The following is a 14062-nucleotide window of genomic DNA, read 5'->3' as shown; positions in this document are numbered from 1 at the left end:
GATCCCGCCCGCTCCGGGGGACTTCCCCCGGCCGGCGGCTGTTGTTACTGACTGACGTACTGCCGCTGCTTAAACTCGCGGCGGCGCCGGTGAAGAATCGGCTCCGTATAGCCGTTCGGCTGGCGGCCCCCTTCAAGCACAAGCTCGAGAGCTGCCTGGAACGCGTCTGAACGCTCCAGATCTGCGGTCATCGCCCGGTATTCCGGATCGTCCGCATTCTGTTTGTCGACGAGCGCAGCCATTTTCGCCATCACCTGCCGCACCTGGTCTTCGCTGCAAACACCGTGTGCAAGCCAGTTGGCGATGTGCTGGCTGGAGATGCGCAGCGTTGCGCGGTCCTCCATCAAGTTCGTGCCGTGAATATCCGGCACCTTCGAGCAGCCGATCCCGTGCTCGACCCAGCGGACAACGTAGCCAAGAATACCCTGGGCATTGTTCTCAAGCTCCTCCTGAATCTCTTCAGTAGACCAGCTGCGGTCTGCGGCTACCGGCACGTCAAGCATTCGCGACTGCGGCGGCTCCTGCTCCAGCTTGCTGCGGTGCACCTCCCGTACATCCACCTGATGGTAGTGAAGGGCGTGCAGGACAGCTGCGGTCGGTGACGGGACCCAGGCGGTGCTCCCGCCTGCAAGCAGCTGACCGTCTTTTTGCTCCATCATCTGCTTCATCTCATCCGGCATGGCCCACATGCCTTTTCCGATCTGCCCCCGCTCGTGCAGCCGGACGCGCAGACCGGCTGACACGTTCTGCTCTTCATAGCTTCCGAGCCAGCTGCTCGCTTTCATTTCTGCCTTGCGGATCATCGGACCGGCGTGGAAGGATGTGTGGATCTCATCACCTGTCCGATCCAAAAAGCCGGTATTAATGAAAAAGATGCGGTCTTTGACTTCACGGATGCACGCCCTCAAGTTAAGCGATGTACGGCGTTCCTCATCCATCACGCCAATTTTTATCGTATTGGCTGCCAGTCCGTAAAGCTTTTCGATTTCCGTCATCAGGTGATTCGTGAAGGCTACTTCTTTCGAGCCGTGCATTTTCGGCTTTACGATATAGATAGAACCTTCGGCAGAATTTTGAAAGGGGCTGTTTCCTTTTAAGTCGTGCAGCGCTGCCGCTGCTGTAACGAGCCCATCAATGATTCCCTCCGGTGCTTCACTGCCATCTTCCAGTGTGATCATATCCGTGGTCATCAAATGACCGACGTTTCGGACGAGCATCAGTACTCTTCCGGACAGAGTGACGTCTCCGCCTGACGGCGAGCGGTACGTTCGATCCTCCTCGAGTCTCCTCGTAACCGTTCTCCCGCCTTTTGTAAAGGAGGTTTCAAGCGTTCCCTTCATCAAGCCGAGCCAGCTTCTGTACACTGCTGTTTTCTCTTCTGTATCAACAGCAGCTACGCTGTCTTCTGCGTCCATGATTGATGTAATCGCTGCTTCAGTCAGAATATCCTTTACTCCGGCGGCATCCGTTTTCCCAATCGGGTGATTCCGGTCGATCTGAATTTCCATATGGAGATGATGATGCTCGAGTAAAATGGCTTCCGGCTCTTCTTCCTGCCCGCGCCAGCCCTTCAGCTGGTCAGCTGCGAGGGTTGTTTGGCGATCCGGCAGCTCCGCTTCCAGTTTGCCGCTGCGGATGCGGTAGTGCTGAACCTCGGCATGGCTTCCGTCAGCAAGCGGCATGTGCTGGTCGAGCATCTCCTTTGCCCAGCGGATTACGTCTTCGCCACGCTTCGGATTATAGCTTGTCCCGCGCTCCTTTCCGTCTTCTTCAGACAGAATATCGGAGCCGTAAAGTGAGTCATACAGGCTGCCCCATCTTGCATTTGCTGCATTGAGCACATAGCGTGGGTTACTGAGCGGAACGACGAGCTGCGGTCCCGGCTGCTGGTTGATTTCCTGGTCAATGCCTGACGTTTTAACGGTAAAGGCTTCCGGCTCGTCCTCCAGATACCCGATCTCTCTTAAGTACCCTTCCTGATCGTCTGTAACATCATGTGTTTCATACCAGCTGTCGAGCTGCTTCTGAAACGCGCGTCTTTCAGCAAGGAGCCGGTCGTTTTCCGGCTTCAGGCCGTTAATAAGCCTGCCTGCTCCTTCCCAAAAGGTTTCTGGACTGACGTCTGTTCCCGGCAGGAGCTCTTCTTCTACAAACGCTTTCAATTTGGGATGTACACGAAGACTTCCAATTCTTACTGCTTCCATGACAACCTCCTTCAAGCAGGTACTACTGTTTTATAACAGTTTGTTTTCATGTGTCTTATTGTATAACAACAGAAAAAGATTGCAATACTTTTTTGGGATTTTTTTTCGAGGGAGCTGCCAAATACCTGGGGCTCTAAGAAAAAAAGAATTTTCTTGTGTTGTAGTACACGATGGCCGCTGTGACATAAAATCGCAGCTTAGAATCTGCTGGTACTAGCTGTACAACCTGAGTCAACCGATACGTAACTGCCGCTGATTCGACCAACTCAACGCCAAAAAGCAGCTTAAACCGTTTTAGCGAATACAGGGAGACAACGTCTCGCACACGGTCTTTCCCGTCCAGCATCATAGCAATCAACCAAACCGTCTATTCATTTTTCGATACTAAAAAACGAGCCGGTGATGTCCGGCTCGTCTTTACTCATACCTATATTCTGTTACTGGAGTCCCTGCATCGCGGTGATGAGGGCCAGCTTATAGACGTCTTCCTGATTACAGCCGCGTGAGAGATCGTTTACCGGCTTGTTCAGACCCTGGAGAATCGGTCCAATTGCTTCATAGCCGCCCATGCGCTGGGCGATTTTGTAGCCGATATTTCCGGCTTCCAGGCTCGGAAAGATAAACGTGTTCGCCTGTCCTTTGAGCGGAGAGTCCGGTGCTTTTTTCTCAGCCACGCTTGAAACGAAGGCCGCGTCAAACTGAAACTCACCGTCAACGGTGACGCCCGGTGCTTTCTCCTGGGCGATTCTCGTTGCTTCGACGACGCGCTCGGTTTCCTCGCTCTTCGCAGAGCCTTTCGTGGAGAAGCTGAGCATCGCTACCTTCGGATCGATTCCAAACACTTCTGCTGTTTTTGCGGCTTCAACTGCTGTTTCTGCCAGATCGTCGGCGTCTGGTGCAATGTTAATGGCACAGTCACCAAAGATATAGCGCTCATCGTTTTTAACCATCACGAAAACGCCGGATGTTTTCTTCACGCCTTCTTTTGTCTTGATGATCTGCAGGGCTGGACGGACCGTATCCCCTGTAGAATGAGCTGCACCGCTGACGAGTCCGGTCGCTTCTCCTGTATAAACGAGCATTGTACCGAAATAGTTCGGCTGCTTCAGGATCTCTGCCGCCTGCTCGCGCGTATTCTTTCCTTTACGGCGCTCTACAAATGCATCAATCAGAGCGTCCATTCCTTCATACGTTTCCGGATCGAGTATCGTCAGTCCGGAGGCATCCACCTCCAGGCTTTTTGCCTTGGCAAGGACGTCCGCTTCATTCCCAATCAGAAGCGGATTCATAACGCCCTCCGCTTTCAGCCGTACAGCAGCTTCCAGAATCCGTTCGTCTGTTCCTTCAGGAAATACGAGCGTCGGATTCGCGCTGCGGACCTGTTCTTTTATATCTGTAAACATGTCGCTCACAGAAATTCCTCCTTTAATTCATCACATTAGTACTAGCATACCCGTTCCGCCAGGAAAAATAAAACGTTGGAAGGGCTTTCGAAGGAAAGTTCTAATTTTCTGAAACAGGCTGTTCCACCTGAAGTAAAATCCTGTATACTGGTAGTATTATGAATGAACATTCAGTCATTTCTATAAGGAGGTATTGTATGCTATTTGAACCGCTTAAATTGAATACGCTTACACTGAGAAGCCGCGTCATGATGGGCTCGATGCATGTAGGGCTGGAGGGGCTTGACCGCGGCGAAGAAAGGCTGACCGAATTCTATCGGCGCCGGGCTGCAAATGGCACGGGACTGATCGTCACGGGCGGCGCAGCCGTGTCTCCTGAAGGAAGCGGCGGCGGACACGATTTTATGACGATTTATAAACCGGAAGATGCAGAGCGGTGGAAGCCGATGACAGACGCTGTTCATGCAGAAGGCGGAGCGATTGCGCTGCAGTTGTTTCACGCCGGCCGCTACGCGTATAAGCAGATGACCGGGCTGGATCCGGTGGCGCCTTCCGCAATCCGCTCGCCGATCAATCCTGATACGCCTAGAGAGCTGTCTGCAGCAGAAATAGAGCAGCTGATTGGTGCATTTGCAGCAGGGGCCGTGCGGGCAAAAGAAGCCGGCTTTGATGCGGTTGAAATTATGGGGTCCGAAGGGTATTTAATCAATGAATTTATGTCACCAGTTACGAATCAGCGTACTGACGACTGGGGCGGCTCGTTTGAAAAAAGGCTTCGCCTGCCGGTAGCCGTGATGGAAGCCGTGCGTTCTGCAACAGGTGCCGATTACCCTGTCGTGTACCGCATGTCGGGACTCGATTTAATTGATGGCAGCACCACAGAGGAAGAAACGCTCCGCTGGGCACAGGCACTGGAGGAAGCAGGTGCAGATGCGCTGAATATCGGTATCGGCTGGCATGAGTCCCGAGTGCCGACGATTTCGATGAAAGTGCCGCGTATGAAGTTTGTACCCGTTGCCGAAAGCATCTCAAAGCACGTCACGATTCCGGTGATCGCCAGCAACCGCATCAACGATCCGCGCGACGCTGAGGAAGTGCTCAACCGGGGGACGGTGCAGCTCGTATCGATGGCTCGTCCGTTTTTGGCTGATCCTGCTATCTTATCGAAAGCACAGGATGGGCGCTTTGATGAGATTAATACGTGTATTGCCTGTAATCAGGCCTGTCTCGATCACGTGTTTGAAGGAAAAGCGGCTACCTGTCTCGTCAATCCGGAGGCCGGACGGGAGCTGGATCTCCCGCTTCATCGTGCCAAAGCGCCGAAGCGGATTATTGTCGTTGGCGCGGGTCCTGCCGGCCTGGAAACAGCGCGCGTTGCCGCTGAACGCGGACACCGGGTCACGATCGCCGACAGCCGCACCGAGCTTGGCGGCCAGCTCAACTACTCCAAGCGGATTCCTGGTAAAGAGGAATTTTACGAAACGCTGCGCTATTTCCGTGTCCAGCTCGATAAGCTCGGTGTGGACGTCCAGCTTGGGAAGACGCTGGAACGAACAGATCCGCTGTTTGAAGAAGCCGATGACATCGTGATTGCGACCGGTATTCTTCCGAGGCAGCCTGACGTCAGCGGCTTGGAGCAGACCGTTTCCTACCGGGACGTGTTTGATGAGAAGGTACAGCCTTCCGGCAAAATCGTCATCATTGGCGGCGGCGGGATTGCCTGTGATCTCGCACTGTTTCTTGCCGACAAAGGGATTCATGATATCACACTTCTGCAGCGGGGCACCTCGTTTGCCCGCGGCATCGGGAAAACGACACGCTGGGCCACGCTTATGGAAATGAAACAGAAGGGGATTCGTATGACAGGCGGCGTGGAAGCGTATGAGGCTGTAGAAGAAGATGGCCTCCGAATCACCATTGAAGGAGAAAGCACGCTCGTTCCGGCAGATATGGTCATCACCGCGGCCGGACAGCTGATCAATCATGAACTGGCAGAACAGCTGTCAGAAGACGGACGCCGCGTTCACGTAATCGGCGGTGCCAAAGATGCCCTGGGACTTGATGCAAAAAAAGCGATTTATGACGGTGCCGTAACTGCACGCGCACTGTAGAGAGGAGCTTCACATGAAAACGACTGTAACCTATGAGGTGAAAGACCGTACAGCGCTGATTTCCATGAACCGGCCGGAAGTTAAAAACGCGATCAATAAAGAGATGCACGAAGATTTGTATCAGGCTTTTACGAAAGCACACGAAGACGAGCACGTGCGTGTAATCGTCTTTACGGGGAGCGGCGATTCCTTTTCCAGCGGTGCCGACTTGAAAAGCATTCCGGTGACGGAGCTTGCGTCGTTTGATCACGGCAGTTATTTAGAGGAAACCTACAACCGCCTCGTTCTGCTCATGGATCGGATAGAAAAGCCAATTGTCGCTTACATGAACGGCATTGCCGTCGGAGCAGGGCTGAGCCTGGCGCTTGCCTGCGATTTCCGCTATGCCGAAAAGGACAGTGTGATGGCACTGAGCTTTCTAAAAATCGGTCTTGCTCCGGATGCCGGCGCCTCCTACTTTCTCCCCCGCCTCGTCGGGCTCGGGAAAGCAATTGAATTCGGCACTGGCAAAACGATTCCGGTCGAGGAAGCCCTCTCCTCCGGACTCCTGAACGGCCTCGGCTGGCCGGAAGCACTGATCAAGGCACTTGTGTCTGCGCCGCTTCCGGCCTACGGCCTGATGAAGCAGAACATGAAAACTGGTGCAGCCTCTTCTCTTGAGGATACACTGGAGGCCGAAGTCCGTGCACAGCGCACTGCCGGCAAGTCGCGCGCGCACCAGCAGGCGTTGGAGGCATTTATTCAAAAGAGCCGCTGATATCACTCTGTTTGCGAACTCCCCCGCTCCACAGGTATAATAAGCGGTGGACTACTTACAGAAGAAGAAATGGAGTGAAGCAGCATGGCAGAACCGGCAAAAACGCTGGACGGGTGGTATTGCTACCACGATTTCCGCACGATCAATTGGGCTGAATGGAAGCAGCTGAGCGAGACTGAGCGTGACAGCATCCTGAACGAGTTTCTGGAGCTCGCAAAACAATGGGATGACACCCAGGCTAAATTCGAAGGAAGCCACGGGCTGTATTCGATTCTCGGCCAAAAAGCAGACCTGATGATTCTTTGGCTCCGTCCGACGATGGACGAGCTGATTGAGCTTGAAAATGAATTCAACAAGACGCGGCTGGCCGCGTTTACGACGCCGACGTATTCTTACGTATCGGTTGTCGAGCTGAGTAACTATCTGCCGTCGGACAAGGATCCGGAGCAGGATCCTGAGATTCAGGCGCGGCTGAAGCCGATCCTTCCAAAGTGGAAGTACGTCTGCTTCTATCCGATGGACAAGCGCCGCGACGGCGATGACAACTGGTACATGCTCTCGATGGAAGAGCGTTCCACGATGATGCGCAGCCACGGCATGATCGGCCGCACATATGCCGGCAAGGTGCGCCAAATCATCTCCGGTTCTGTCGGATTTGACGACTGGGAGTGGGGCGTGACACTGTTTGCTCACGACGTGCTTCAGTTTAAGAAGCTCGTATACGAAATGCGCTTTGACGAAGTCAGCGCACGCTACGGCGACTTCGGCACGTTCTACGTCGGTCAGACAATGGACGAAAGCGACATTAAGCCATACTTCAGCATCGCTGAATGAACGTAAAGAAGAGAGGGCTCATCCACGATGGATGAGCCCTCTTCAGGCTGCTAAAAAAGTTTTTCAACTTACATGTTTATTCGTTTGTTTGTATTTCCCTTCTGCTTACCGAGCCTGCCGTGGGCTGTCCTTCAGCTATTTCTCAGGGTGACCCCTGAGAAAGGATCTTTAGACTGCTTGTTGGAGAAAAACGTCACGACAGACGCGACTGCTTTTTTCCGATTATCATGCATTCGATGAAGGACTGACATCCCTATTCAACATCGAAACATCTCATGGGGAAGATCTATCCTGTATGGAACCTGATCGTGCAGTCCTAACCAGGTAGGTGAAACGGACTGCCAGCTGCCGACATCGAAGGATCTCGACTCCTGGAGGATCAGAACGAGGCGAAGATCCAGCGCTTCCGACGGAAGAAGGAAGAGCCGATCCCGTTCCCTCCGGAAAGCGAGGGTCCGCAGATACAGGCAGGTGTAAGGTTATTCACTAAAAAATACGTTATCGACACTTTGGATAGGGCTCATCCACGATGGATGAGCCCTCTTTTTGCGCAGGTGTTCAAGCTGTTGGAAGCTGTCTTGTTCGGAGCTGTGGTTATTCGACAATCGCGGCGATGGCGATGAGCACCCATCCGATGAGGAAGGCGAGGCCGCCGATCGGCGTGATCGCTCCAAAAATCCGGATCCCTGTGAGGCTGAGTGTATAAAGGCTGCCGGAAAAGATGACGATGCCGGCCGTAAACGCCCAGCCTGCACCGTGCAGCAGACCGTGCGAGGACAGATGCTGGGTCAATACAGCGACGGCGATGATCGCGAGTGCATGAATCATGTGATACTGTACGCCGGTTTCAAACGTTGCCGTGTATCCGGTTTGTTCCAGCCTTCCTGCCAAAGCATGTGCCCCGAAAGCACCGATTGCGACAAACAAGAACGACATAACAGCGCCAATCATTAAAAATAATTTCATTGCGAGTAAACTCCCTTTCCTGGCTGAGGTTTTCCTTTGCGAAGGTCCCTTCTCCCTACTATAATAGGCACACAGACTGATTCTGAAAGGAGGGGACGGTTTGTCCTCTATCAGCATACGGCCATATACGCTTGATGATTATAATGAATTGCTGCTGATTCAGAAAGAAGCTTTTCCTCCACCTTTTCCAGAGGAGCTGTGGTGGTCGCGCGCTCACATTGAAGCGCACGCTGCCACCTTCCCTGAAGGCGGGATGATCGCTTTTTACAACGGTGCGCCTGCCGGGTCGGCTACGTCGCTTATTACGACCTTGCATGAGGGATCGCACACGTGGGATGAGGTTGCCGATCACGGCTACATCCGTGGCACACATGACCCGAACGGCGATACGCTTTACGGCATTGATGTGTGCGTCCGGCCGGATTACCGCGGGCGGGGCGTTGCTTCTGCTCTGTATGAACAGCGCAAACAGCTCGTCCGAGGGCTCGGGCTGGCGCGTTATGTAGCAGGCTGCCGCATTCCCGGCTACCGCGAATGGGCAGACCGTCTCTCACCCGGGCAGTACATGCAGGAGGTCGCGGCAGGACGCATCCACGACCTCGTCTTAAGCTTCATGCTTCGTCAAGGGCTCACGGCGGTCCAGCCGCTGCCCGGCTATGTGGAAGACGATGAATCTCATAACTACGCCGTGCTCGTCGAATGGCGCAACCCGGACGTTAACCGCTAAAAATCAAACAGGCTGTCGCTGTCCGGCTTATCGCCATCATCATAAAAGCTGCTCCGCTTCTCCGGCTCTTGCGCCGGAGCGGCCTGCTTTTTCACCTGCTCTGGTGTCGCATGACGCACCGGTTCCGCTTTATAATAGGTGCCGGTGTGCTGCGACTCCAGCAGCAGCTCGCAGTACGTTTTCAACGACTGGGCATGATCCCGGTAGGACGTTGCTGTCTCCCCGCTCATGCTCTGCTTCAGCTTGGCAAGCTCCGATTCCATTTTTTCGATCACCAGTTTTGCCGGTATATCCATTGCAGTTTCCGCTCCTTTCGTTCCCGGCTCTTATTGTACTCTTTTCCTGTTCAAAACGAAAGACAGAACAGCCGTCCCGGTATCGATACCGGGACGGCTGATTGATGCGTCATTATTTTTTACTGCTGAGCTCTTCTTCAGACAGCTTCATAAACGTTTCAACGTCCTCTTTCAGAAAGTCGATGGCCTTCTGCCAGAAATCCGGCTTTGTGATATCTTCACCGAGGTGTTTATGGGCGAGTGTTTCGACGTCCAGCCTGCCTGTATCTCGAAGCAGCTCCGTGTACTTCGCTTGAAACGACGTTCCTTCTTTTGCGGCACGTGCATAGATGCCCATGCTGAACAAGTAGCCGAAGGTGTACGGGAAGTTGTAAAACGGAACGCCGGTGATATGGAAGTGAAGCTTCGATGCCCAGAACATCGGCGAGTACTCACTCAGTGAATCCTGATAGGCTTCTTTCTGCGCTTCCGTCATCAGTTCATTGAGACGCTCCTGGCTGACCAGTCCGTTCTTCCGCTCTTCGTAAAAACGGGTTTCAAACAGAAAACGTGAATGGATGTTCATGAAGAAGGCCACGCTTCTGTTTAATTTGTCATCCAGCAGCTGCAGCTTTTCTTTGCGTGATGATGCCTGCTTGACGGATGCATCGGCAACGATCATTTCTGCAAACGTAGACGCTGTTTCCGCAACGTTCATCGCATATCCCTGCGCCATATACGGCATGTCGTTCATGACGTGCTGATGATAGGCGTGTCCTAGCTCATGCGCAAGCGTCGCCACGTTCGAAGCCGATCCGTCATAGGTCATGAAAATACGGGACTGCTCGCGGATAGGGAAACTCGTGCAAAAACCTCCCGGACGCTTTCCGTCGCGATTTTCCGCTTCGATCCATTCTTCTTTGAACGCCTTTTCCGCAAATGCAGCCATTTCCGGGCTGAAGCGGCCAAACTGCTCGATAATCATATCTGCCGCATCATCAAACGATACCTGCGGCACTTCCTTTGTGAGCGGTGCGCTGACGTCGTAAATTGCCAGCTTTTCGACACCGAGAAGCTCTGCCTTGCGGTTCAAGTAGCCGGTGAAAAGTGATTTGTTATGCTCAATTGTTTCCCACATCGTATCGAGTGTTTCCTGCTTCATGCGGTTGATCATGAGCGGTTCCTTCAGCACATTTTCCCAGCCGCGTGCTTCATACGAAGCGAGACGGAATCCGGCAAGGTGGTTCAGCGAGCTTGTAAACAGCTCCGCTTCCTTTTCCCAGGCCTGTTCGAACTGGCGGAAAACGTGGCGTCTGACCGCCCGGTTTTTATCAGACATTTTATTGGCAGCCTGCCCGACGGAATAGCTGCGCTTTATGCCTTTTTCGCGAATATCCACCTTCATGCGGCCGACGATCGTGTTGTAAAGCTCGCCCCATGCGTGATAGCCGTCCGTTGACAGCTTTTGAATCAGCTGCTCCTGCTCAGATGGAAGTTTTTCTTTCGCCAGATCGCGGCGTTCCTGCAGGTTTTCTGCAATTTTCTGCATCGTTTCCTGCTCCATAAACGTATGCCACTGCGCATCTGTAAACTGAAGCAGCTGCTCGTCGACGATGGAGAAAAGCTGACGATAAAGCGATGCCAGCTCTTTTGTCTTTCCGCCGAGCCGGCGCGCTTCTTTATCGTGCACGTCCTGAGCTGTCAGACAGCTGACGAAGGCGTTTACTTCACGCACCTTCATGCCGACTGTCTGCAGCCGCTCAATCGCATACGCCCACTCTTCCGGATCAGGAGCATCTTTCGCCGCTGCTTTCTCCAGCTTCAGCTTCATCGTGGACAGATCCGTTTCGGTGTTCGTTAAAAACTGAGCGAACTGCTTGGAGCTGCTTCCGCCCTTAAAGATCGAGTCCAGATTCCACGTCTGCCGGTAGCGCCCTTCCTTAGAGCTGCCTCCTCCGCGGACCGCTGTGCCGATACGGTGCAGGTCTTCGTTTTCAAACACGTGCAGACCGCGGCTTTCGGACTGTGCGATCAGCGCCATTGCTTCTGCTACGACGGATGCTTCGATCGGCGCCAGCTTCTGCAGCGGGCCCTTCAACCAGCCTTTTACCGGCTTCGTCAGCATTTCAGCTGATTTTTCACCGAGCCTGAACTCATACCGCTCTCCCGTCAGCAGGGATGGACGAATGATGTGCAGTGTCGGCAGCTCCAGTGCCATGAGTGCTTCCTCCATGCTGCCCTTTACCTGATTATAGAAAAAGCGGGATTCCCGGTCCGCTCCCATTGCAGATACCGCGAGGACCCGGCCGCAGTTATGTTTATTGGCAAGCTCCGCTATTTTCAGCGGATATAAGTAGTCGACCTGCATAAAGTTTTCGCGGGACCCGGCTTTTTTAATCGTGGAGCCGAGGGCGATAAACACATCGTCCACCCCTTCAAACGCTTCTGCATACTGCTCGAGGGCATCAAAATCGACGACATGCTCTGTGACGTTTTCATGATCATGAAACGGTGTGCGCCTTCTCGTTAACAGCCTGACGTTATCGTACGCGTTCTGTTCAAGGAGCTTTTCGGTGAGCTGTCGTCCGACAAGCCCCGTTGCTCCTGCAACTAATGCTTTTTTCATCTCGGTCACCTCAATTGTTGTCATTTTTAAGCACTGTGTTAAAGATACCATGATCGTTCTACTCACTTAAAGCAGCATGCCTTTCTGATACGGCTGCCGGGAGCCGGAGGGTAAACAAAGATCCTTCTCCCGGACGGGACATAATGGACATGTGCCCGTTCATCTCTTCCACGTAACGAAAGCTCATCGTCAGGCCAAGCCCTGTGCCTGTCGCTTTGCGCGTAAAGAACGGCGTGCCGAGCCGGTCAATCACCGGCTGCTCCATGCCGATTCCCGTATCTTCAATTCCAACGAGCATGGCGCCGTCTTCCCAATCGGTCATCATACGAAGCTCTCCGCCGTCCGGCATCGCTTCCACAGCATTTTGAACCAAATTGACGAGCACCTGCTTCAGCTTGTTCCGATTCACGTGCGCCTCCGGAAGCTTAGGATCGAGCATCAGCTGCCAGCTGATGCCCTTCGATCGCAGCTGGGATTCCTGCAGCGTGATCACATCCCGGATGACTTGATTGACGTCGGTGATTCTCCGTGCAGAATCTGCATCCGGATCAGCTGTATCCAGCAGTTCATGGATAATCGTATTCACCCGGTCAATTTCGTCGATCACAAGCTGGTAGGAGGCGTCGCTCATAAGCGTACGGTTTTGATGATTGAGCTGGATAAAGCCGCGGATCGTGGTAAGCGGGTTACGCACCTCATGGGCAAAGCCTGCCGCCATCTGAGCCACCACCTTCAGCTTTTCCGAACGGATCATCTCCTGCTCGGCGGTCTGTCGATCGGTAACGTCGTAGCACATGACGAGCAGCTCTTCCTGTTCTTTTGTCGGCAACGGCGCCGTCAGCACGCTATGTATCCTTGTTTCCCCTTCTGCCTGCAGCGTAACCTGCTGTTCGCTGATGCTGTTAAACGAGATTTGATCTGACATCTGCCGAAAGGCACTTGAATGTACCATCAGCGCATCGATACTTACAGCTTCTTCAGCCGGTACGCCAAACATAAACGCACTCGTCCGGTTCCAAAGCGTGATGGCGCCTGTTTTCCGGTCGAAGGCAAAAACCCCGTTGTCACTTGATTCAAGCGCAAGCGTTGAGCGCCGGTGAAAGGCCTCCCGTTCCTGCAGCTTTGTGGCCATCGCATCGAACGACCGGTTCAGCTCCATCATTTCCCGGTAGTGGCCGTGAAAGGCTTCCTCTTCCCGCTCTCCGGAAGCTAGCGCCCGCGATTTGCGGACGAGCTGCCGCACGGGATTCGTCAGCCGCTCTGCAAGCCAGTAGACAGCGATGATAAGCAGCCCGAGCACAAAGCCGAAGCCGGCAACGTAGCTGATCATCAGGTTCATCAACGGCGTCTGCAGCACCTGCTCATCTGCTGCGACACCCAGATACCAGCTTTGTTCAAAGCCGGGAAAGCTGTCTATCTCGGCTACTGATACCAGTTCGCCGCTGTCTGTCGAGACAATGGCACCTTCTGAAGCAGCTGAAAGCATGTCATCATCCAAGTAGGCTTCTTCCAGCACAAGTGATTCGTCCGGATGCGACAGGAGCTCCCCGCCGCTGTCCATCAGCATCGCGTAGCCGGCATCGCTGCTTTGAATAAACCCGCTGATGTCCTCCTGAAAGTTTTGGATCGTAAAGATCGGCAGCAGCATCCGGACCAGTTCATTGTCCTCATCATACACCGGAGCTGCAAAGGCAAGCACTACTTCATCCAGCAGCGGTGAGCGGTAAATCGAGGATACCTGTGCGCTGCCGGCAAGCACCTGCTGAAACCAGGGACGGCCGCTTACGTCCTGTCCGTAAAGGCCGCTTCGTCCATCCGTCAGTACGATACCACGGGGATGAATGATGAAAACATCGTCATAGCGGGTATGAACGTCCAGAAACTGATTGAGCTGCTCCCGCATTTCCGTTGCCGTTGAAAACGGATTGCGGAGCACGTCATTTTCTGCCAGGTAGCGGGTATCTGCCAGCCTGTCTTCTAAGTAACGGGCCGTTTCGGCCGTGATCTGACTGCTCTGCTGCCGCAGCTCCCGCTCCACCTGCCGCGTCAGCTCTTCCTTTTGAGAAGTATAGCCGATAACAGCGATGAGGAGCATCGGGAGCACAGACACGAGCAGCATAAAAATAAAAAGCTGGTGACTGAGTCTTCTTTTCATAATC

The 14062-nt window shown here is 53.6% G+C and carries 10 protein-coding genes; 4 read left to right on the top strand and 6 right to left on the bottom strand.

Annotation, left to right across the window (positions count from 1 at the left end):
• Positions 1–44 precede the first annotated feature (44 nt).
• Both ACFO4L_RS07625 and pta read right to left on the bottom strand, forming a co-directional pair.
• Positions 45–2204 carry a malate synthase G gene (locus ACFO4L_RS07625; protein WP_377909095.1) on the bottom strand — a complete coding sequence of 720 codons (2160 nt, stop codon included), beginning with the start codon at positions 2202–2204 and terminating at the stop codon, positions 45–47.
• A gap of 437 nt (positions 2205–2641) precedes the next feature.
• Positions 2642–3616, bottom strand: coding sequence for a phosphate acetyltransferase (pta, locus tag ACFO4L_RS07620; RefSeq protein ID WP_377909094.1), 975 nt, complete (start codon positions 3614–3616; stop codon positions 2642–2644).
• Positions 3617–3804: 188 nt separating this feature from the next.
• On the opposite strand from pta, the gene ACFO4L_RS07615 reads away from it, so the two are divergent.
• From ACFO4L_RS07615 to hemQ, 3 genes are all read left to right on the top strand, one after another.
• Entirely contained in the window at positions 3805–5718 is a 1914-nt protein-coding gene (locus ACFO4L_RS07615) for an oxidoreductase (RefSeq protein ID WP_377909093.1), read from the top strand.
• Positions 5719–5731: 13 nt separating this feature from the next.
• Entirely contained in the window at positions 5732–6475 is a 744-nt protein-coding gene (locus tag ACFO4L_RS07610; protein WP_377909092.1) for an enoyl-CoA hydratase/isomerase family protein, read from the top strand.
• 84 nt (positions 6476–6559) lie between these two features.
• Positions 6560–7309, top strand: coding sequence for a hydrogen peroxide-dependent heme synthase (gene hemQ, locus ACFO4L_RS07605; RefSeq protein ID WP_377909091.1), 750 nt, complete (start codon positions 6560–6562; stop codon positions 7307–7309).
• A gap of 594 nt (positions 7310–7903) precedes the next feature.
• Here hemQ and ACFO4L_RS07600 read toward each other — a convergent pair.
• The gene (locus ACFO4L_RS07600) at positions 7904–8275 is read right to left on the bottom strand and encodes a DUF423 domain-containing protein (protein ID WP_377909090.1); all 372 of its coding nucleotides are present in this window, start codon (positions 8273–8275) and stop codon (positions 7904–7906) included.
• 100 nt (positions 8276–8375) lie between these two features.
• On the opposite strand from ACFO4L_RS07600, the gene ACFO4L_RS07595 reads away from it, so the two are divergent.
• A complete protein-coding gene (locus tag ACFO4L_RS07595) occupies positions 8376–9002 on the top strand; it encodes a GNAT family N-acetyltransferase (protein ID WP_377909089.1) in 627 nt (208 codons plus the stop codon).
• Here the strand turns inward: ACFO4L_RS07595 and ACFO4L_RS07590 are convergent.
• The 3 genes from ACFO4L_RS07590 to ACFO4L_RS07580 all read right to left on the bottom strand — a co-directional run bounded on the left by ACFO4L_RS07590 (position 8999) and on the right by ACFO4L_RS07580 (position 14058).
• Positions 8999–9298 (bottom strand): YwdI family protein, encoded by a 300-nt coding sequence (locus ACFO4L_RS07590; protein WP_377909088.1) that lies wholly within the window; start codon positions 9296–9298, stop codon positions 8999–9001. The genes ACFO4L_RS07595 and ACFO4L_RS07590 overlap by 4 nt on opposite strands.
• 112 nt (positions 9299–9410) lie before the next feature.
• Positions 9411–11903 carry a M3 family oligoendopeptidase gene (locus tag ACFO4L_RS07585; RefSeq protein WP_377909087.1) on the bottom strand — a complete coding sequence of 831 codons (2493 nt, stop codon included), beginning with the start codon at positions 11901–11903 and terminating at the stop codon, positions 9411–9413.
• A gap of 58 nt (positions 11904–11961) precedes the next feature.
• On the bottom strand, positions 11962–14058 hold the full coding sequence (locus ACFO4L_RS07580) for a cache domain-containing protein (RefSeq protein ID WP_377909086.1): 2097 nt from the start codon (positions 14056–14058) through the stop codon (positions 11962–11964).
• Positions 14059–14062 lie beyond the last annotated feature (4 nt).

The sequence above is a fragment of the Bacillus daqingensis genome, from assembly GCF_042654445.1.
Lineage (GTDB): Bacteria > Bacillota > Bacilli > Bacillales > Salisediminibacteriaceae > Alkalicoccus > Alkalicoccus luteus.
This window is presented reverse-complemented; position numbering and strand designations above follow the sequence as displayed.